The 20,004-nt window shown below is 43.8% G+C and carries 19 protein-coding genes; 6 read left to right on the top strand and 13 right to left on the bottom strand.

Annotation, left to right across the window (positions count from 1 at the left end):
- The first annotated feature begins 266 nt into the window (after nucleotides 1-266).
- Together NSU13_RS16755 and NSU13_RS16750 are read left to right on the top strand one after the other, a co-directional pair.
- Nucleotides 267-1,127, top strand: a complete 861-nt coding sequence (locus NSU13_RS16755; RefSeq protein ID WP_335370886.1) for a Cof-type HAD-IIB family hydrolase — start codon at nucleotides 267-269, stop codon at nucleotides 1,125-1,127.
- A gap of 153 nt (nucleotides 1,128-1,280) precedes the next feature.
- A complete protein-coding gene (locus tag NSU13_RS16750; protein ID WP_342489651.1) occupies nucleotides 1,281-2,069 on the top strand; it encodes a PAS domain-containing protein in 789 nt (262 codons plus the stop codon).
- Between the two features lie 68 nt (nucleotides 2,070-2,137).
- On the opposite strand, the gene NSU13_RS16745 is transcribed toward NSU13_RS16750, so the two are convergent.
- On the bottom strand, nucleotides 2,138-4,915 hold the full coding sequence (locus tag NSU13_RS16745) for a DEAD/DEAH box helicase (RefSeq protein WP_125585889.1): 2,778 nt from the start codon (nucleotides 4,913-4,915) through the stop codon (nucleotides 2,138-2,140).
- A complete protein-coding gene (locus NSU13_RS16740) occupies nucleotides 4,902-6,509 on the bottom strand; it encodes an SWIM zinc finger family protein (RefSeq protein WP_326135247.1) in 1,608 nt (535 codons plus the stop codon). Before NSU13_RS16740 ends, NSU13_RS16745 begins: the two co-directional genes overlap by 14 nt.
- Before the next feature lie 186 nt (nucleotides 6,510-6,695).
- Here NSU13_RS16740 and NSU13_RS16735 point away from each other — a divergent pair, with 186 nt between their 5' ends.
- Nucleotides 6,696-6,839 carry a hypothetical protein gene (locus NSU13_RS16735; protein WP_003214884.1) on the top strand — a complete coding sequence of 48 codons (144 nt, stop codon included), beginning with the start codon at nucleotides 6,696-6,698 and terminating at the stop codon, nucleotides 6,837-6,839.
- 116 nt (nucleotides 6,840-6,955) lie between these two features.
- Complete coding sequence (locus NSU13_RS16730) at nucleotides 6,956-8,275, top strand: UDP-glucose/GDP-mannose dehydrogenase family protein (protein ID WP_342489650.1); 1,320 nt, start codon at nucleotides 6,956-6,958, stop codon at nucleotides 8,273-8,275.
- A 34-nt stretch (nucleotides 8,276-8,309) separates the two neighbouring features.
- On the opposite strand, the gene NSU13_RS16725 is transcribed toward NSU13_RS16730, so the two are convergent.
- The 5 genes from NSU13_RS16725 to alsS form a co-directional block, all read right to left on the bottom strand.
- Nucleotides 8,310-8,846, bottom strand: coding sequence for a chromate transporter (locus NSU13_RS16725; RefSeq protein ID WP_335370887.1), 537 nt, complete (start codon nucleotides 8,844-8,846; stop codon nucleotides 8,310-8,312).
- A complete protein-coding gene (locus tag NSU13_RS16720) occupies nucleotides 8,846-9,427 on the bottom strand; it encodes a chromate transporter (protein ID WP_342489649.1) in 582 nt (193 codons plus the stop codon). Before NSU13_RS16720 ends, NSU13_RS16725 begins: the two co-directional genes overlap by 1 nt.
- Before the next feature lie 16 nt (nucleotides 9,428-9,443).
- Nucleotides 9,444-9,920, bottom strand: a complete 477-nt coding sequence (locus NSU13_RS16715) for an Lrp/AsnC family transcriptional regulator (protein ID WP_024426311.1) — start codon at nucleotides 9,918-9,920, stop codon at nucleotides 9,444-9,446.
- A gap of 152 nt (nucleotides 9,921-10,072) precedes the next feature.
- Entirely contained in the window at nucleotides 10,073-10,843 is a 771-nt protein-coding gene (budA, locus tag NSU13_RS16710; protein WP_024423683.1) for an acetolactate decarboxylase, read from the bottom strand.
- Nucleotides 10,844-10,878: 35 nt separating this feature from the next.
- Entirely contained in the window at nucleotides 10,879-12,579 is a 1,701-nt protein-coding gene (gene alsS, locus NSU13_RS16705; protein WP_217008699.1) for an acetolactate synthase AlsS, read from the bottom strand.
- A gap of 150 nt (nucleotides 12,580-12,729) precedes the next feature.
- Here alsS and alsR point away from each other — a divergent pair, with 150 nt between their 5' ends.
- Together alsR and NSU13_RS16695 are read left to right on the top strand one after the other, a co-directional pair.
- On the top strand, nucleotides 12,730-13,617 hold the full coding sequence (gene alsR / locus NSU13_RS16700; protein WP_034281183.1) for an acetoin biosynthesis transcriptional regulator AlsR: 888 nt from the start codon (nucleotides 12,730-12,732) through the stop codon (nucleotides 13,615-13,617).
- Nucleotides 13,618-13,676: 59 nt separating this feature from the next.
- Nucleotides 13,677-14,294, top strand: coding sequence for a flavin reductase family protein (locus NSU13_RS16695; protein ID WP_065214862.1), 618 nt, complete (start codon nucleotides 13,677-13,679; stop codon nucleotides 14,292-14,294).
- 38 nt (nucleotides 14,295-14,332) lie between these two features.
- On the opposite strand, the gene rbsB is transcribed toward NSU13_RS16695, so the two are convergent.
- The 6 genes from rbsB to NSU13_RS16665 are packed head-to-tail and all read right to left on the bottom strand — an operon-like array spanning nucleotide 14,333 to nucleotide 19,966.
- Entirely contained in the window at nucleotides 14,333-15,250 is a 918-nt protein-coding gene (rbsB, locus tag NSU13_RS16690) for a ribose ABC transporter substrate-binding protein RbsB (RefSeq protein WP_034281181.1), read from the bottom strand.
- A gap of 13 nt (nucleotides 15,251-15,263) precedes the next feature.
- On the bottom strand, nucleotides 15,264-16,217 hold the full coding sequence (rbsC, locus tag NSU13_RS16685; protein WP_024423678.1) for a ribose ABC transporter permease RbsC: 954 nt from the start codon (nucleotides 16,215-16,217) through the stop codon (nucleotides 15,264-15,266).
- Between the two features lies 1 nt (nucleotide 16,218).
- Nucleotides 16,219-17,700 (bottom strand): sugar ABC transporter ATP-binding protein, encoded by a 1,482-nt coding sequence (locus NSU13_RS16680; protein WP_342489648.1) that lies wholly within the window; start codon nucleotides 17,698-17,700, stop codon nucleotides 16,219-16,221.
- A 15-nt stretch (nucleotides 17,701-17,715) separates the two neighbouring features.
- On the bottom strand, nucleotides 17,716-18,108 hold the full coding sequence (gene rbsD / locus NSU13_RS16675) for a D-ribose pyranase (RefSeq protein WP_034281179.1): 393 nt from the start codon (nucleotides 18,106-18,108) through the stop codon (nucleotides 17,716-17,718).
- Nucleotides 18,105-18,983, bottom strand: a complete 879-nt coding sequence (gene rbsK, locus NSU13_RS16670) for a ribokinase (protein ID WP_024426306.1) — start codon at nucleotides 18,981-18,983, stop codon at nucleotides 18,105-18,107. Before rbsK ends, rbsD begins: the two co-directional genes overlap by 4 nt.
- The gene (locus NSU13_RS16665) at nucleotides 18,980-19,966 is read right to left on the bottom strand and encodes a LacI family DNA-binding transcriptional regulator (RefSeq protein ID WP_342489647.1); all 987 of its coding nucleotides are present in this window, start codon (nucleotides 19,964-19,966) and stop codon (nucleotides 18,980-18,982) included. Before NSU13_RS16665 ends, rbsK begins: the two co-directional genes overlap by 4 nt.
- Nucleotides 19,967-20,004 lie beyond the last annotated feature (38 nt).

Below are 20,004 nucleotides of genomic sequence, written 5' to 3'. Positions count from 1 at the left end.
CCCTCTAGCTAAAGCTGATAGATGCTGCCTTGTTCATATGTACACTGCGTAATATAGAACCAATACTTCTTTGTGTAGGTCATGTATCCCCTTGTGAATCCCCTTTGTGTGTATCCGGTCATATTTGCGTGGCCGGATACCCTTTTATTTACTGTTTAACCGATCAGCTCTTGCAAATAGTGGATACTCATTTCATAATGATGATGGATTTTGTTAACGGTATGTCGGTTGAAAATAAAGACAAAAAGGAGAGAACGATGACAAACATTCAATTAATCGCAACGGATTTAGATGGAACTTTATTGAACAGTGAACACAAAGTGAGTCAGGAAAACGAGCAGGCATTAAAGGAAGCAGCTGCGAATGGAATTGAGGTTGTCGTGTCAACAGGGAGAGCGTATTTTGATGTGAGGTCTATTTTTGACCAGCTTGGTATGAATACATGGGTGATTAGTGCCAATGGAGCTGTGATTCATGATCCAACTGGACAAGTGTACCATTCAGCTGCTTTACAAGCAGAAAAGGCTAAACATATATTGTCATGGCTTGAAGAACGTGATTATTATTATGAAGTCTTTACAAACGAAGCCATTTTCACACCAAATCGCGGCAGAGAGCTTCTTGCGATTGAAATGGACCGTTTAAAAAGTGCAAATCCAGAAACGGATCAAAATGTCTTAAAACAAGCGGCAGAAGTTCAATACAGCCAGTCGGGTTTTTCTTATATTGATACATATAAAGAATTGTTTCGTGAGGATCGAAAGCTTTCATTTTACAATATCTTAGGTTTTTCTTTTTTTCAAGACAGATTGAAAGCCGGATGGGATATGTTTGGTAATGATTCAGATTTAACATTGGTCAGTTCGGCTGATCATAACTTTGAAATTGGTTCAAAGGACGCGTCTAAAGGGCAGGCATTAACAAGGCTGGCAGAAGGACTAGGTATACCTTTAAGTAGGGCAGCGGCTGTAGGAGACAGTTTAAATGATGAATCAATGCTTCGAGCTGCTGGTGTTGGGGTTGCAATGGGGAATGCGAGACAGGATATAAAAGAAATCGCTGATCACGTGACGTTATCAAATGATGAACACGGTGTCGCGCATATGATCCGGCACCTTTTGAAATAGATGAATCAGATGTCGTGGTATAAATCACATAGGATGAAGCGCATTCTACAAAAGAGGAATTCAGAACCACTTCTATTTACACATGATGTGGAACATCATATAATTTAATTATGAATATAACCCGCTTGTAAGGAAAATAAGGAGAGTAAACGAATGGCGCTGGAATCTTATAAGTCCGAAAATCTGCATTTAATCAAGGAAGCCTTGGACTATACTCAGGTTGGCCTGACGGTGACGGACCCGTCTTTACCTGATAATCCTTTAATATATGTGAACAAGGGCTTTTTAGATATGACAGGCTATCAAGAAACCGAAGTATTGGGGAGGAATTGTCGTTTCCTTCAGGGAGATGAAACTGAACAAAACGCTCTCAAGCAAATTAGAACAGCCATTGAGAACAAAGAGGCTGTCACGGTTCAGCTGAAAAATTATAAAAAATCTGGACAAATGTTTTGGAACGAGTTAAGTGTCGCTCCCCTTTGGATTGACGAAAAGGAAGGAAAACGTCTTTATTTCGTTGGTCTGCAAAAGGATGTCACGAAAGAGAAGGAACAGCAGGAGCTTCTTGAGCAATCAATTGATGAAGTGCTGAATATTTCTGTCCCAATCGTTCCGGTGAAAGATGGTATCTCTGTGTTACCGATCATTGGTACGTTAACAGCGCCTAGATTTGATAAGATCATTTCAACGGTCTCCACCTATATCTCTCAATCCAAGGATGATTATTTTATTGTCGATCTGTCCGGATTATTAGAAGTGGATTCATTTGTGGCAGATGCGATCTTTAAGCTGAACGATTTGATTTTAATGACAGGTACTGAACTCATTGTGACAGGAATTAAACCGAATCTTGCAATGAAAATGGGAGAAATGAGAGAGGACTTCCGTGAATTAAATACGTATATGAATGTGAAATCTGCATTGAAAAAACTAAACATTTAGCGTACGTTATATGAAATGAAAAAGAGGACTTTTCTCAAGATTAATGAAAAGTCCTCTTTTTGCTGTGATTAAGATGATTGAGCGGCGGCACTTAAGGTAAATAAGTCTTCTAGTTCGTTTGTCGATAGCTCTGTAATCCAGCTTTCGCTTTGGATAATTTGATCATTTAATGTTTGTTTTGTTTCGAGCATTTGATCGATTTTTTCCTCGATTGTGCCCGTTGTGATCATCTTATGGACGTGAACAAATCGTTTTTGTCCAATCCGATAAGCTCGGTCTGTTGCTTGGTTTTCCACAGCAGGATTCCACCATCTATCGTAGTGAATGACATGGTTTGCGGCGGTTAGATTGAGTCCTGTTCCTCCTGCCTTTAAAGAGAGAATTAAGATGTTGAATTCTTTCTTCTGGAAGCGGTCCACCATTTTGTCCCGCTCTTGTTTTGAGAGACTGCCATTTAAAAATTGGACTGGTTCTCCAAACATCTTTTCTGCCAGCTGCTTGATCATGTTGCCCATTTCAATATATTGCGTAAAGATGAGACAGCTTTCTCCTTGCTCATGTATCACTTTTAACAGCTCTGCGAGTTTATCCATTTTTAACGAACGTTTCAGCAGTTTCACATCTGTTCCGCTCTCTTTTAAATAGAGCGCAGGGTGATCACAAATCTGTTTGAGTCTGCCAAGCATACTTAAAATAATGGCTTTTCGCTGCATCCCTGTTAATGATGCCATGTGTTCAAATGTATCCTTCACGAGCTGTTCATATAAAGACGCCTGCTCAGCGGAGAGCGGAATGAATTCTTTTTCTTCGAGTTTCTCAGGCAGGTTCAGGGCAACCTCTTCATCTTGTTTTGTTCGTCTTAATAAAAATGGTTTGATCAGCTGCTGGAGCTGTTCAATTCTTTTTTCTTCACGGTCTTTTTCAATCGGAAGGACGAACTTTTTATGGAAGCTGGTCAGGCTGCCGAGATATCCTTTGTTGACGAAGTCGAATATGGACCAAAGCTCTGTCAAACGGTTTTCCATTGGTGTCCCGCTGAGGGCAATGTGATGCTGTCCTTTGAGCTGTCTAATCGCTCTCGATTGTTTCGTATGGGCGTTCTTGATGTTTTGGGCTTCGTCTAAGCAAATGGTATTCCACTTTGCTGCCGTTAATTCATCACGATCAGAATGTGAGAGTCCATAAGACGTCAAAACAATATCTGTTGACTCATATGTTTTTGTGAAGTCCTCTCCCTGTGGACGCGATGGGCCATAATGCAGGGCAACCTTCAAATGTGGTGCGAATGTTTCGAGCTCTCGCTGCCAGTTTCCTAAAACAGAGGTCGGCGCAATGATGAGAGAGGGAGCGGCATTTTGCTCCTGCTCCTTCAAATACGTGAAATACGCGATCATTTGAATCGTTTTTCCAAGACCCATATCATCTGCTAAACAAGCCCCAAATCCATGAGATCTTAAAAATAAAAGCCAATTTACGCCATGCTGCTGATACGGACGCAGTTTGCCTTTGAAGGACTCACTCATTTCGTAAGAAGGCAGCTCGTGCGAATCATTTAATTGGTGGACAAGCCCTCTTAATTGCGATGAAAGTTCAAATTGAATATGGGCAAATGCTGAACTGTCTAGTAGTTCTGGAATCGATTCAGAGGAAGCTTCTTGATCTGCCAGTTCGCGTGACAAAATATCAGACATGTGAAGCCCTTCATTTTCGGCACGCTCCATCCACTTTTTCATTTGCTGAATGAAGGTCGGGTCTATTTTGATCCATTGTCCTCGAATGTTGACAAGGCGTCGTTTGCTTTGGACAAGCTCGTTGAACTCATCTTCTGTCAGTTCAATGCCGTTTGTAGCAAAGCGCCAATTAAAGTCCATTAATGCGTCCATTCCGACATGCGATTCGCCTCGCGGTGTAGAAGAAATCCTTGCTTTTAACATCATCGTGCTGTCTTTAACAATTTGCCACCACGATGGGAGCAGAATCTCAATGCCCATATTGACAAGTGTTTCACTTGCTTCAGATAGGAAGAGCCATGCTTCTTCTTCTGACATAAGTGTGGTGCCAGATGTGAAAGAAAGCCAAGGGACAATTTGACTGAATCGTTCCAGCTCTCTTGAAATTTTATCTTGATACGGATGCCAAGACCTTTTCAATGAACGAATGCCTTCAAAAAAGTGAAGGTCACTGTTTTTCTTGTCCCGCAAAAACAATTCGATTTTCCAATCATCTCCGTCAAAATCCGGTTCATTTAAGCGCAAGCCGACAGTGAACGGCGTCTCATCATCTATCCAGCCAATCGTCTCTAAGAAATCCTGCTCATCTAGAAAATGTCCTTGGAAGGTTGAGAGCGCAGGCGATTGTGCGTTCATGAGTTCCCATTTGTGCTGCAAGGCATCATCATACTGAATGTAATCCTGTACAGCAAAGGAGAACCAATCAGCCGTATAACCATCTAATAGGCCTTCTTTATCTTTAAACCGAAGCTCGCCTTTTGTCCACGCCTCATAATCGGGAACGAAATCTTCGTCCTCGATGAATTCGTAAATGGTGGAGGCAGTCTTCATCAGTGGTTCCGTTTCATCCGTTAATGTCACATGACTAAACGTATTAAATGAATTTTTTCCTAGCAATTCAACGGTCATCCAAGGGCTTAACAGAAAGGCAGGAGTGCCAATAAAGCTGACATCTTCTAAAAATGTTCCGTAGAAAGAAGATTCGTGCCATTGGAAAAGCTGCCTCTTCATTTCATTAAGCGGAACAGGGTGTCCGTCCTCTGCTTGCGCTGAAATGGTGAAAGAGAAATCTTCAGTTTGTTCTGCATGAATGACAATTTGTTTATGGCGTGTCATCAATCAATTTTCCTTTCTTCATTTCCTCTTGGAACGCACGCAGCCGTTTTGTTGAATCTTGCAGCTGCTTTACATACCTTTCCCAGATCACGGTTTTTTTCGTTTTATGATAAAGCGTACGCAGTTTCTTCAGCATTTTCACAGACTCTCGATAAGCACTTCGATTCTTTTGATCGAGAAGCAGTGAGATTTCACGGTGGTACGATGGAATGAGGGCTTCCGGCTCCTCTTTTGCAATCTGTTTGATCAAATCCTTCTCCAGTTCACTAATGGAGAAACCAACAAGGCTGTGAATCTCAATCCATTCCGCATAACGCTGCTGTGCATACAAAAGCTGACTGTATTCTGTAAACGCATAAGGCATACAGATTTGGAGATAACGTTCATATAAATGATGATCCTTCGTCTGCTTAAAGTATGCATCTAAATAAAAGAAGAAATCACTGACGGCTCCCCGCAGTTCTCTATAGGAAAGGTCGAGCTGGCAATATTCCTCTAATATATAGGTGATTTCATGATACCAGAGCTTGAGCCGCTTCCAGTCCTTTCGGTTTGTGAGATCCTTCAGCCAATTAAGCACATTTGGCAGCATATCCGCATTGAGCAGCTGTAATTGCTGAAAGAGGCTTTCGTCTTCTTTCAGTAAATAATCCATGTGCATCAGGCCGATGGTACGTTCAACCGTTTGTTCTTTCTTCTGGGCGTTCTTTAGTAATTCTGTTTCTTTTTTGACCCATTTCCCTCTATTTAATATGGTGCCCCAAATCTCCATAAAGACCGCTACTCGTTCATGCTGGAAAGGTCCATTGATTTGAAGAAGTGTGCGAACGGCAGTTGGTGTGTTTTCAAGAAACGGATCGAGGGAAAAGGAAAGGGCGTATGTCTTCAAATGATCCACTGAATCGAAAATGGTGTTCATGAGCTGTTCTACATATGGATTCATGGAATAAAAGTCCTTTTCGGCATCAAGCCGGCCGAGGTCGATGAGTTCATGAAGCCTCAGCCATACATCGATCGACGTATGAATCGCATACAAGCTCTTGAATTCAGGTGAAGCAGGTGCGTGTTTTTTTAGGATCGATAAATAGCCGTAATACAAATGCTGCGGTGTTTGCTGATGCTTCGGTGTCCGTTTCAGCCAGAGGTTAAATTCCTCTTGGAAAAAAGTCAGCCAGCTTTGGAGTGATTGTTCGTCTGGGCGCTTCACTTGGAAGTGCTGGCGAATCAGTTCTTTGCTGCGCTGTAATTCATCTTTTTCTGACCAATTTTCTGTAAATCCGGTCACACTCTCTACTTGAGCGTATAGCGAAAAGAAGACAGCAAGAATGTGTTTGCAAAGTCCATCTGCTGGACATGAGCAGCTGCTTCTCACAGGAAACAGCACATGAAGGTGGACCTTTGCTGCCACGACGTCATGTACATAAGCTGACCATTCAGTATCAGACTCTTGCTTGAGCCGATATACGCTGTCCTGTCTATAAGTAATCAATGCTTTTTTGATGAGTTGTTTGTTCTCATCTGTTGCAGGAAGAAGTTCTTTGATCTGTTCGGCAGTTTGTTTGATTTCTTCTTCGTTGATGTTGTGCTGAAGCATTTGATCCGCTCCTAACCAAGTAAAAGATTCCAATTCTTTTATTATAGCTCAATGGGGATTCATAAAAAAGTTTTTCATGAAAATGGTCATAAATTTCAAAAGCTGTCGAATGATGTAATAGAGTATTGCATAAACCAACCTTACAGCATATAATAATGAAATTAGTGGAATCGAAAGGATACAGACATGGATAATAAGGGTTTAAATCAAGAAGAATTTTTAAAGATTTTGATGTACGCTCATGATATTGGTGAAAATTCAAATGATGTCACAACAAAAGAAATGCTTGAAAATCTGATTGCTCATATTCGAAATGGTCTTGTTTCATAAAAGTGACCCCCTGCTAGTGATGGCAGGGGGTTTTTGTATGCTTTTAAGAATGGAATGAACGCTCCCGGCATACGATGTCATTACAAGCATAAGGAGTATGGGGAGCTGATGGTGTCATGAATATTGCGATTGCAGGCTGTGGGTATGTGGGGCTTGTGACAGGTGTGTGTTTATCGGAGGCAGGACATGATGTGGCGTGTATTGATATTGACCGCCGAAAGGTCATGCAGCTGAAACAGGGAACTCCCCCAATGTATGAGCCAGGGTTAAAAGAGCTATTGAAACGCAATCTTGAGCAGGGACGAATTCATTTTCACATAAATGGAGCGGAAGTCTACCCGCGGGCAGATGTGTTAATGATTGCAGTCGGCACCCCGCAGCAGGCAGATGGCCAAGCTGATTTACAGTATGTGTTTCAGGCTGCAAAAGAGATGGGCTTAAAAGCAAAGTCAGGGGCGATTCTTGTGGTGAAAAGTACGGTGCCTGTCGGAACGGGAGATCAAATCGATCAGTTGATCCATCAAGAATTAGGACGGAAGGAGCCACTAGCGATTGCATCTAACCCAGAATTTTTACGGGAAGGCTCTGCCATTTCAGATACATTGAGGGCGGATCGGCTTGTGATTGGAGCTGAAACAAAAGCCGTATTAGATCAGCTGGAGGACATGTATGCTGATTTCCACCTTCCAATGGTCAAAACAGACCGTAAAAGTGCTGAAATGATCAAGTATGCATCAAATGCATTTCTGGCGACAAAAATCAGCTTTATGAATGAGATTGCCTCCATTTGTGAAAAAACAGGGGCTGATGTTGAATGGGTGGCGCAGGGAATGGGGCTTGATCAGCGGATTGGTTCTTCCTTTCTCAGAGCGGGCATTGGCTACGGAGGTTCTTGTTTTCCAAAGGATACAAATGCACTTGTCCAAATTGCAGGGCATGTTTCCCATGATTTTGAACTGTTAAAGGCTGTGATTAAAGTAAATAATGAGCAGCGGACAGGTTTTATCCGAAATATTCAGGAGCGGCTGGGGGCAGCTCTTGAAGGGAAGCGAATTGCGCTTCTTGGTCTGTCCTTTAAACCGAATACAGACGATATGAGGGAGGCACCATCTATTCCGATCGCTCATGAGCTCCATCAATTAGGTGCGGAGCTTGTGGCGTATGATCCTGTTGCTGCCCGGCATGCAGCTCGCGAGCTGCCGGATCAAGTTTTATTTGCTCAAACGATTGAGGAAGCGATCAAGGATGCCGATGCGGTCTGTCTATTAACAGAGTGGGCGGATATTCAGTCGTTTCCACTCGCTTCCTACAAGAAATGGATGAAGCGGCCGCTTATTTTTGATGGACGAAACTGTCATACACTTGAAGCGGCAGAACAAGCAGGGGTCGAGTATCATTCGATTGGGCGCAAATCAGTTTCTCCAATTTATATGTAAAAGAAAACCGATAACAGTGAATGTTATCGGTTTTTTACGAATGCGGCAGAATGAAGCCACCATATAAGAAAGCAGCCACAATAAGAAAGGCAGGGTGCAGCTTGAATTTGGTCATCAAGAAAAAGGAGATCGCAGCAATGGCGAGCGATTGCGTCCAGCCGATGGCGTTCACTGCATCTCCGCCGATCTCCCATGTTAATAAAAGCATCATCATCGCAATGACAGGCTGAACGGATAAGGTCATGCCTTTAACGACGGAAGATTGACGAAAGCGGTCAATCAGCTTGAGCAATAAAATCAGCCCAACAGCGGACGGCAGTACAGTGGCAAGCAGTGCCACGATAAAGCCTGGCCAGCCCATGACGTCATAGCCGACATATGCTGCAATCTTCGTAGCGATTGGTCCCGGCAGTGCATTGGCTAAGGCCAGCATATTGGAGAATCCTTCGTTCGTCATCCAATGAAAATGATTGACGATTTCTTCATAATTGAGCGGGATAGATGCAGGACCACCGCCATATCCTAATAGATTGGATAAAAAGAATGCCCAGAATAAAAAGAGAATCAGCATCATGAAGACACTCCTTTCTCTTTATTTGGCCGATTCCAGCGATTTTTCAGTTTAAAATGAAAGGCGCCATAAAGTAAAAAGATCATGACAATAATTCCTGGATGAATGGACAGCACTTGCAGTCCAATAAAGGCAAGAAGGAATAGAGCGACCCCGAAGATCATGCCGAAGCCTTTCAGCGCTTTTTGTCCAAACTCATATGCCATGATGCCGAGTAGCACGGCAATGACCGGGGTCACAGCACCAATCATATTTTGAATGATTTGTGAGGAGCTTAAAACGCTGACAAGTGTAACAAGGGCTACCATGGCGAGACATGTTGGTAAAATATGAGCAGCTGTTGCGACAATTGCGCCATATACGCCCTTTAATCGATAGCCGAGGTATGCTGACATTTTGGTTGCGATCGGGCCTGGTAATGCATTGGCGATGGCGAGTGTTTCTCCGAATTCGTCATCGTTGATCCATTGATATTTCACCACCGCTTCATGGCGAATAAGCGGTATGACGGAAGGGCCTCCGCCAAAACCGAGAATCCCGGTTCGCACCATAGCGATAATGAGTTCGATATATGATTGCAAGTGGTTCAACTCCTGTCTACAATTTCATGCCCATGCGGCTTTTGTATCGTTTAATGAGCATTTGGCAGTCCACACTGACAACGCCTTCTAGCGGGTATAGCTTTTTTGTCAGGAAAGTCTCCATTTCCTGTTCATGTTGAAAAATGCCATGCATATGCAGCTTGCTTGGTCCTGTCATGTGATAAAGGCTTGTGACAGCCGTTTCCTTTTCAAGCTGAAGGGCTACCGCTTCTAAAAATTTCGGCTCTACCTCTACATTAAAGAAGACAGAGACATGAATGCCGACCTTCGCGGGGTTAATTACAGCGGTGAATCGTTCAATGACCCCTGCTTCAATGAGCTGCTGAATGCGGGCTTGTACGGCAACACGTGACAGACCGACCTGTTTGCCGAGATCTGTATAAGACATGCGCCCGTCCTCGTGTAATAGGGATAAAATTTGTTTATCTCTTTCGTCTAATGTTAGGTTTGGAATGCTATAGTCTTTTGACACCGTATAACCACCTTTCTTCTGTTGATATTCTATCATATTTTATTACGAATAGAATGGATAATTTGTTATTTGCTATCGAAACGAAAATATCACGGGGTGGAAATCGTCTTTATGCATAAAAAAACACCCCGGGCTCACCGGGGTGTCTTCATTTATTGATCTGGACTGCTTTCTGCACTGGCAATTTGCTGTGCAAGGTCAGCTCGATCAATGTCTGCTTGGAAGAATTCCTGCGTATTTGGCAGATGTAAATTCATATGGCGTTTTTGAGAAATGCGGATGGTGACTTGATCAACGGTGTAATCAAATACGTGTCCGCCAACACTTCGATCTTCATCAATAAAATGAAGATGATATCCACTCACCGCAATGCCGTGTGCATACTGCGGTGTACGGAAGCCTGCGATCGTACCTTGAATATCCTCAAAGTCGAAAATAGGCTGAGACTTGACTGCTTCTACCATCGGAACGTAAGGTTTTTCCTGTTTTTCAACCGTACGTGTTTGAACCTTTTTGAAAGATCCATCAATGCGGACCGCATAAAAGATATTCTTACTTGGTAAAATGCGGTCGATTTCTTCTTCCAGCTCTTTGGATGTCATAGGTGCATCAATTCGATGAACGATATCTGTTTCAAAGAATGCTAGAGAGCAGAATGGTGAATAATCTTGATTGGTGACCGGTGTCGCTGTTCCATCCGAGCGCAGCCGGTAGAATGCGCCGTCAAAGCCGATCAGCTCTCCATCTAATTGATTGAATGTACCGATGCCAAAATCACCGTGTTCAGGAATATGTGCGAGGGAGAAATCTCCATCATATACGGCTTCCAGCAGGGAGGTCATTGTCGATACTTGATAGACCTCTTGCTGTTTGTCATGCTGTCTTGTGTCATTCTGTTGATTCATTGGGTGCATCATACCCATAACCGCTCACTCCTTTAATGTAATGTATCGAAGTCTTATCTGACGTTCATTGCATGTTTTTTGCGAAAGACTTCTGGCCATTTTTGACTGGCGAGGTCAGGGTTGTCTTGATAGTCAATCGGAATATCAATAATCACGGGTCCTTCTATGTTTATACCCTTTTGAAGGACGGTTGAAAGCTCCTCAGGTGAGTTGACCCTTAGTCCAGTCGCTCCAAAGCTTTCCGCATATTTCACTAAATCGATCTGCCCGAATTCAACGCAGGATGTACGGTCATATTTCATTTCCTGCTGGAACGCGACCATGTCGTATGTGCTGTCGTTCCAAACAAGGTGAACGAGGTTTGTTTTCTTCCGGACTGCTGTTTCTAGCTCCATTGCGGAGAAGAGAAAACCGCCATCACCTGAGACCGAGATAATCTTTTCATCTGGATTCATGATAGAAGCCGCAATTGCCCATGGTAATGCGACGCCTAATGTTTGCATGCCGTTACTCACCAGGAATGAGTTCGGTTCATAGACGCGGAAGTGACGGGACATCCAAATCGCGTGAGATCCGATATCACACGTGACCTTCGTGTCATCAGGAATCAGACGTCTCAATGTATGAATGACATCCAGCGGGTGAGATCGATGACTTTCTCTTTCTGGTGTCTTTTCAATGTCGCTTAATAGCTCCTGTAATTCAGTGACTAATTCTATGTTCTCTTTGCTTAGAGAAAGGGGAACACTGTCATGCGCTAGATGTTTGACGGTTTCAGAAATATTGCCTACAAGCTCAAGCGCTGGCTCATAAAAATGGTCAATATCTGCCTGCATGTCATCAACATGGATGATCTGACGCTGCTGCGGCTGAAGGTTCCAATGCTTCGGATCATATTCAATTGGATCAAAGCCAATGGTCAAAAGGACATCTGCATGTTCAATGAGAAGATCACCCGGCTGATTACGGAATAAGCCGATTCTGCCTACATATTGAGACTCGAGCTCTCTTGAGAGAACGCCGGCTCCTTGGTACGTTTCAACAAATGGGATACCAAGTGTTTTTAATAATGCTCTTGTGGCATTTGCAGCAGCTGGACGACTAGCTTTCATTCCCACAATCGCAATAGGTAAGTGTGCATTTTGAATTTTGGCGATAGCCGAACTGATGAGAGCATCTGGTGCAGGACCTAATTCTGGAGAAGGGTGAGCAGACACTGGTGTTTGTGTGGTGTGTTCTGTCACGACATCTTGTGGAAAGCTGATAAATGCTGCTCCAGCCTGCCCTTTTTGTGCCGCGCGAAAAGCATTTGTTAATGCTTCTGGTATATTGTTTACGTCTTGTACTTCAACGCTATATTTTGTGACTGGTTTGAATAATGCCGCATTGTCGAGTGATTGATGTGTTCGTTTCAGACGATCTGCACGAATGACGTTCCCAGCGATTGCGACAACAGGATCACCTTCTGTATTGGCTGTTAATAGACCTGTTGCTAAATTAGATGCACCAGGACCTGATGTGACGAGACAAACACCTGGTTTGCCGGTTAAACGTCCGACAGCGGCTGCCATAAAGGCTGCATTTTGTTCGTGTCTGCATAGGACAAGCTCTGGACCTCTGTCTTTTAATACATCAAATACAGCGTCAATTTTTGCACCTGGAATCGCAAAAACATGGGTCACACCTTGAGCAATCAGCGTATCAACAATCAACTCTGCTCCTCGTCTTGTTAGGGGTTGTGCTTGAGATTTCATTTACCCCGCACTCCTTTCGGCAAGTAAAATTTTTTATGAAAATATATTTTCATGATATGATTTACTATACATTTCATAAAATAAATTTTCCAATATATGTTTAACGTAGTTTTGATATGTTTCACGAATAAGTGTGTGAGGAGTGAAAGGATGGAACTGAGACATTTGCAGTATTTTGTCACAGTAGCGGAGGAGCTGCATTTTGGCAGAGCAGCCGCGCGGTTGAATATGACACAGCCTCCACTTAGTCAGCAAATTAAGCAGTTTGAGGAAGAATTGGGTTTTCCTTTATTTCACCGGTCGAAGCGGGTGGTGGAGCTAACAGCAGCTGGAAAGGTCTTTTTACAGGAGGTTCGGGGAGTGCTGCAGCAGCTTGATAAAGCCGTTGATCATGCACGTCATACAGCAAGAGGAGAGCTGGGGAAAATCATCATAGGTTTTGTTGGAACGGCGACATATGATATTCTGCCGCCCGTTGTACGTGAATTTAGGGAGCTGTATCCCTCTGTCAGTATTGAGCTGCAGCAGCTTTCCGTTCCGCAGCAGCTAGAGGCACTTTTAAATGGTGAGATTGATATCGGTTTTTTACACCCTACATCGCCGCATGAAGAATTAGTCAGTCGTTTGATGAAGCAGAGTGAATGTATTTTTGCGATTCCAAAAAATCATCGATTGGCTAAAAAAGAGACGGTCACAATTGAAGATATCCGTCATGAACCGATTATTTCTTTATCACAGGAATCATGGCCGTCCCTTTATCAGCACTTTATCCTGCTATGTGAAAAGTACGGATTTTCTCCAAATATCGTGCAGGAAGCAGCGGAATATCAAATGATCATTGGCCTTGTCACAGCAGGGATCGGTATTGCAGTGATTCCACAATCAGCCCGGCGTTTATTTAATCTGGATGTTGTATATCGCTCCATTGAGGATGAACAGCTTCTAGCGGAATGGACGATTTCCTATAGGCGTGAAAATCATAATCCTGCTTTATTTCATTTGGTCCACCATATCCTGCATCGCACCGAGCTGGAATAAGAGGTATAGAGAAAGGGGTATGGTATGATGTCGTTACATTAAAAGGAGGCGTACCTGAATTGATTACATTGCTACTGGATCAGCTGTCACGAAAAGAGGCATATAAATTATTATCTGGATCTATCGTTCCAAGACCGATTGCATTTATTACAAGTCTATCTAAAGAAAATGTCGTCAATGCCGCACCATTTAGTTTCTTTAATGTCATCAGCGGACACCCGCCGCTCATTGCGGTTTCTATCGGACGACGTGATGGTCAGATGAAAGATACTGCGCAGCATATCATCGATAAGAAAGAGTTTGTCGTTCATGTGAGTGATGCAGGCATGATAGAAGATATTAATGAAACAGCTGCTACTCTGCCTAGGGAAGAGAGTGAGCTGGATCGCACCGGACTTCATCAAGTAGAGAGTCATGTCATTTCGGTGCCGGGGATCAAGGAAGCACGCATTCGTTTTGAATGTCAGCTGGAAAAACATCTGACCTTTCAAAATGATGAAGGGGAGATCACAGTTGATCATATCATTGGCCGGGTTGTATGTGCACATTTAGATGAGGCTGTTTATGATGCAGAAAAAGGCTATGTTTCTACTAATGAACTGAAACCAGTCGCTCGCCTAGCAGGTAATGATTATGCCCATTTAGGCACGTCATTTGTGCTGAAAAGACCACAGTAATAGAAAAATACCCCCGAGGGATATCGGGGGTTTTCTGTTTATTTCTTCTGTTCTAGTTTGAGTGGAGCTGCGATGTTCTTTTGTACTTTTTTCCCTTTTAATACGTCGTTTGCAGCACCGACTGCCAGTTGACCGATCAGCTCTGGCTGCTGCGCAACCGTTGCAGAGAGCTTTCCTGCTTTGATCGAGCTGAGTGCATCTTCGTTGCCGTCAAAGCCAACGACAAGAATGTCTTTCCCAGAGCTTTGAATCGCTTCTAGTGCGCCGAGAGCCATTTCATCATTGTGGGCAAAAACGGCTTTGATGTCAGGGTTTCCTTGAAGAAGGTTTTCCATGACATTCAGTCCTTTTGTCCGGTCGAAGTCAGCAGCTTGTTTTGCTGTCACTTTTAGATCTTTATCCGCTATTTGATGGAATCCTTTTCCACGCTCACGTGTAGCGGAAGCGCCTGGTACGCCTTCTAATTCAGCGACTTTTGCTCCTTTGCCAACCTTGTCAATGATAAATTTAGCTGCCATTTCTCCGCCTTTGACGTTATCTGAGGCGACAAGTGCTTCTACCTTTCCACTTTCGGCTGAGCGGTCTAATGTGATGACAGGTATATCTGAAGCGTTTGCTGATTCGACAGCGGTTGATATGGCAGATGAATCCGCTGGGTTGATGAGCAATGCGTCGACACCTTGCTGAATTAAATCTTCTACATCACTTGTTTGTTTAGCTGAATCATTTTGTGCATCTGCAATCACGACTTCAATGCCAAGCTTTTTTGCTTCTTTTGTCACACCGTTTTTCAGAGAAACGAAGAATGGGTTATTTAATGTCGAGATCGACAGACCGATTTTGATGTCTTTTTTCTTGCCATCCTTAGATGACTTGGCCCACTCCGGCGGTTCAAGCGAGCAGGCAGAAAGCAGAAACAAAGAGAGAGTCAGGATGAGAATAAGATATTTTTTCATAGCAGCTGCCTCCTTAAGCAGATTTCTTTCTGTCTAGCAGGACTGCAATCAAGATGACAATCCCTTTCACAACAGATTGATAGAATGATGAAACACCAAGTAAGTTCATACCATTGTTCAGGACACCGATAATGAGCACCCCGATGAGTGTGCCGACAATTCGTCCTCTTCCGCCGGACAGGCTTGTCCCGCCAAGTACGACGGCAGCAATGGCATCAAGCTCATAGGACGTACCAGCTGTTGGCTGCGCTGAATTTAGACGAGATGTTAAGATCGCACCTGCTAAGGCAGACATGAAGCCTGCTAATGAATAGATCATAATTTTCACGCGCGGTACTTTGATTCCTGAGATGAGAGCCGCTTTTTCATTCCCGCCGATGGCATATGTTCTTCTGCCGAAAGGTGTTTTATGAAGCAGTACCCAAAGTACGATAAAGGTGAGAAGCATCGTGATCGCTGGAACAGGAATGCCTAAGAAATATCCGCGGCCGAATAACTGAAAGGCATAGTTAGAGCCAAGCCCAGTAATCGGGTTTCCGTCTGTATAAACGAGTGTCAAACCTCTGAAAATCGTCATCGTGGCAAGCGTTGCGATAAAAGGAGCCATTTTTCCTTTTGTAATTAAAAGACCGTTGATCATCCCAAGAACGGCACCGATGATACAGCCGACAATAATGGCTAAAATTGGGTCCATGCCAGAAACGATAAAGCCGGCAGTCAGGGCACTGGACAGTGCAAGAATGGCACCGACAGATAAATCAATGCCTCCAGTTAAAATAACAAATGTCATCCCAAAGGCAATGAGGGCATTAATGGAGATTTGTCTCAGTAAGTTTAAGATGTTTAATGGCTCTAAAAAGGCCGGGTTTAAAATAGAAACAATGGCGACAAGGATGATGAGTCCTAAGAATGGCCCAAGCTTTTGCATGATGTGATCAAATCGTCCATTTGAAGTAAGTGGTTTCATGTTACTTCCCTCCTGTAGCTAGTGTCATAATTCGTTCCTGCGTTGCTTCTGTTTTGTCTAATTCTCCGCTGATGGTTCCTTCATGAATGACGAGCACTCGATCGCTCATCCCGAGTATCTCTGGGAGTTCAGAGGAGACCATTAAAATGGCAACGCCTCGATCGGTCAATTCATTCATTAACTGATAGATTTCTCGTTTCGCTCCGACGTCGACACCTCGTGTCGGTTCATCTAAAATCAACACCTTTGGCTGTATGCCGATCCATTTGGCGATGACGACTTTTTGCTGATTTCCACCAGACAGGCTTCGGGCAGAGATGTCAGAGGAAGCCGTTTTAATCGTCAGTCTTTTAATGAGCAGGTCGACAAAATCCTGTTCAGTTTTCTTATCAATCAATCCCTTTGGAGAGAAGCTTTTTAAGTTTGGCAGACCGATGTTTTCTCGGATGGATGCATCAAGCATCAATCCTTCATCCTTGCGATCCTCTGTGATAAAGCCGATGCCGAGCTTGACGGCATCACTTGGTTTTTTAATAACAGCCTTTTTTCCATGAACCCATATTTCTCCTTGATCAAGAGGATCAAGGCCAAACAGCGACCGCATCATTTCGGTCCGGCCAGCACCCATTAAGCCTGCAACACCAACGATTTCTCCAGCTTTAACTGAGAAGCTGATATCTTGAAATTGTCCTTTTCTCGTTGCTTGTTTCACCTCAAGGACAATGTCTCCTGTAGAAGGCGTTCGCTCGGGATATCGATCTGTCAATTCACGGCCGACCATTTTCTTGACGACTTCATGGAAATTCGTTTCAGGTATGGCTTTCGTATCGACCGTTTTCCCATCACGCATGATCGTAATCCGGTCACAGATTGCAAAGATTTCCTCCATACGGTGAGAAATATAGACAATGGAAACGCCTTCTTTTTTGAGAGATTCAATGATCTGGAAGAGCTTCTCGATTTCCCGTTCCGTAAGAGCTGCTGTCGGCTCATCCATGATGATGACCTTTGCATCGGTCATTAATGCTTTTGCAATCTCAATCATCTGTTTTTGTCCAACAGAACAGCTGCCTGCCTCTTGTTCAAGTGAGAGATTCACAGACAAACGGTCCAGCTGCGTTTGGGCGAGAGTCTTCATTTTCTTAGTATCTAGCAGTCCGAGTTTCGTATAGATTTCTTTCCCGATGAATAGGTTCTCCAAGACGGTCATATCCGGCCATATGTTAAGCTCCTGATGAATGAAGGCGATGCCGTGCTGTTCCGCTTCCTTCGGATCTTTGAAAGCGGTTTCTTTTCCGTCGATTTGTATCGTTCCTTGATCTAAAGAATAAAGACCTGTAAGCAGATTCATTAAAGTTGATTTTCCCGCACCATTTTCACCCATGAGTGCGTGGACTTCACCTGTGACGAGGTCAAAGGAGACCCCGGAGAGAACGGTGTTTTTTCCAAAAGCCTTATGGATGTTATGCATCTCTATGTTCATATCTGGCTCCTCCTTTTAAAAGATGACACCGGCATGAAGAATGCAGTTTGCGTATGGGGTGGCTTCACCCGTTCGAATGACTGCTTTTGCCTGTTTGGTCATGTCTTTGAACGTCTCGTGGTCTACTTCATGTAACGATTTTGAGAGCGCTTTCTTAAGAAATAAATGATCTCGTTCATTGGCTTCTTTGATTTCACTAGCTACAGTGATGTTTTCAACGGCCATTTCCTGAAGAAGGAGGGAGGTGACCTCCTGAAAGGATGGTGTGCCGATTGATAATGCCAGGTCGATTTTGACTGGACCTTCTGGGATAGGGAGACCACAATCTGCGATGACGATTGTATCTGTGTGGCCAAGGTCAGCAAGCACCTTGGCGATATGGCTGTTTAGGATGCCGTTTTTTTTCATTTCTTTTTCTCCAATTCTTCTCTTGTTGGCATGCCGCCTTGTGCGCCAAACTTTGTGACGGACATTGATGCTGCAAGATTGGCAAAGGCAAGTGCGTCATAGAGGGATTTGCCTTCTGTTAGAGCGACAGCCAAGGCTCCGTTAAAGGTATCGCCAGCTCCTGTTGTATCGACTGCTTCGACAGGAACGCCTGGAACCAACACGTCTTTCGTTCCATCAAAATATCGAACCCCATTTTTTCCTTCTGTGATCAATAATTTGTTAGGGTATTGACGCAAGGCCTCACTGGTTGGCAGACCATCAAACATTAGAACAGCTTCATGTTCATTCGGTGTAATGTAAGCAGCCTGCTCTAAAACCTGCTGCGATACTTTGCGGGCTGGTGCAGGGTTTAAAATGACAGGGATTTCTTTTTCACTGCAAATGGCGCAGACCGCTTCGACCGTTTCTTCAGGTATTTCCTGCTGGATGAGAACCATCCCGATATTATCAATTGTAGAAAAGGCCTCTCTTACATAGTCAGGAGTGACCTCATTATTTGCCCCTTTGACCACAACAATGCTGTTATCACCTTCTGCTAAAATGATATGAGCTGTGCCGCTCTCCATTTCAGTAACCGGTTTCATATATGAGGTGCGGACACCTTGTGTTTCTAAATTGCTGAGAATATCCTGACCATAAGCGTCATCACCAACTCGGCCGACCATGTATACATCTGCACCGAGTCTGGCGCTTGCGACTGCCTGATTGGCACCTTTCCCGCCTGGGACCGTTTTAAACGATTTGCCTAAAACCGTTTCACCGGCATTTGGCCGTTTATCTGATGTGACGACTAAATCCATTGAACAGCTTCCTACTACAACAATATGACTCATTGTGAATCCACCTTTCTTGTGGTCTCTCGTTCAATAAAAGAGACGGGCATTTGAATAACTGGTTGATCTATCGGCTGTTTCTGAATCGCTTTGATTAACAGCTGTGCCGCTTCTTTTCCCATCTCATAGGCGGGCTGCCTAATGGTCGATAAGGAAGGGAAGAGCAGCTCACTTTGCGGAATATCATCAAATCCAATGATTTGAACGTCTCCTGGAATGGCTTTTCCGATCCGAAGCGCTTCATGGATGACCGCTGTTGCGACGAGATCATTGCTGGCAATGATCCCATCTGTTTCAGGGTACAGCTGGAAAAGGGCCTTGGCGCTTTTTCGGGCTTCTTGAAAGGAAAATGAAGCATTTGACATCACATGAAAGTCGACGCCTGTTTCCGTGAGAACATCGAGTGCGCCTTTGAATCGCTGCCGCGCTGTTTGCAGATGGGCAGGTCCTTTTAACAGTGTGATCTGCCGGCTGCCGCGTCTGATTAATTCCATTGCCGCCATTTTCCCGCCAGCTGCAGCATCTGCAAAAACAGAAGGTGCATGTGGGACCGTTCGATCTAAAAACACAACAGGTAGATCATCATCATTGTATATATCTGATTCAGGTTCATTTGTGACCGCAATGACACCGACTACTTGATTTTGTTTAAAGGTTTGTAAGTAAGCCATTTCCTTCGCTCGATCTTCATCACTGTTCCCGAATAATAACCGAAAACCGTGCGCATGAATCTCATCCTCAACGCCTCTAGCAAGCTGAGGAAAGAAGGGATTTGTGATATCAGGCAAGATTAAGCCGATTAAGCGTGATTCTCTTTTAAAAAGGGATCTAGCCACTTCATTGGGAAAGTAGTTCAACTCCTGCATCGCTTGTGTCACGCGGATTTTCGTATCTGAATGAACATATCCAGTATCATTGAGCACGCGTGAAACAGTGGCAACAGACACTTGTGCAGCTTTTGCAACATCTTTAATTGTAGCCAATGGAGAGCCTCCCTTCATGAATGTGTAACCGTTTACAC

The sequence above is a fragment of the Bacillus sp. FSL M8-0049 genome (assembly GCF_038593355.1).
Lineage (GTDB): Bacteria > Bacillota > Bacilli > Bacillales > Bacillaceae > Bacillus > Bacillus safensis.
The sequence above is the reverse complement of the archived record's forward strand: the minus strand, read 5'-3'. Positions and strand labels throughout refer to the sequence as shown.

Bases quoted from the DNA above. Each gene is read 5' to 3' on its own strand.
- NSU13_RS16750 (WP_342489651.1), top strand. From the start codon at position 1,281: ATGGCGCTGGAATCTTATAAGTCCGAAAATCTGCATTTAATCAAGGAA.
- NSU13_RS16745 (WP_125585889.1), bottom strand. From the start codon at position 4,915: ATGACACGCCATAAACAAATTGTCATTCATGCAGAACAAACTGAAGAT.
- NSU13_RS16740 (WP_326135247.1), bottom strand. From the start codon at position 6,509: ATGCTTCAGCACAACATCAACGAAGAAGAAATCAAACAAACTGCCGAA.
- NSU13_RS16735 (WP_003214884.1), top strand. From the start codon at position 6,696: ATGGATAATAAGGGTTTAAATCAAGAAGAATTTTTAAAGATTTTGATG.
- NSU13_RS16730 (WP_342489650.1), top strand. From the start codon at position 6,956: ATGAATATTGCGATTGCAGGCTGTGGGTATGTGGGGCTTGTGACAGGT.
- NSU13_RS16725 (WP_335370887.1), bottom strand. From the start codon at position 8,846: ATGCTGATTCTCTTTTTATTCTGGGCATTCTTTTTATCCAATCTATTA.
- budA (WP_024423683.1), bottom strand. From the start codon at position 10,843: ATGGGTATGATGCACCCAATGAATCAACAGAATGACACAAGACAGCAT.
- alsS (WP_217008699.1), bottom strand. From the start codon at position 12,579: ATGAAATCTCAAGCACAACCCCTAACAAGACGAGGAGCAGAGTTGATT.
- alsR (WP_034281183.1), top strand. From the start codon at position 12,730: ATGGAACTGAGACATTTGCAGTATTTTGTCACAGTAGCGGAGGAGCTG.
- rbsB (WP_034281181.1), bottom strand. From the start codon at position 15,250: ATGAAAAAATATCTTATTCTCATCCTGACTCTCTCTTTGTTTCTGCTT.
- rbsC (WP_024423678.1), bottom strand. From the start codon at position 16,217: ATGAAACCACTTACTTCAAATGGACGATTTGATCACATCATGCAAAAG.
- NSU13_RS16680 (WP_342489648.1), bottom strand. From the start codon at position 17,700: ATGAACATAGAGATGCATAACATCCATAAGGCTTTTGGAAAAAACACC.
- rbsD (WP_034281179.1), bottom strand. From the start codon at position 18,108: ATGAAAAAAAACGGCATCCTAAACAGCCATATCGCCAAGGTGCTTGCT.
- rbsK (WP_024426306.1), bottom strand. From the start codon at position 18,983: ATGAGTCATATTGTTGTAGTAGGAAGCTGTTCAATGGATTTAGTCGTC.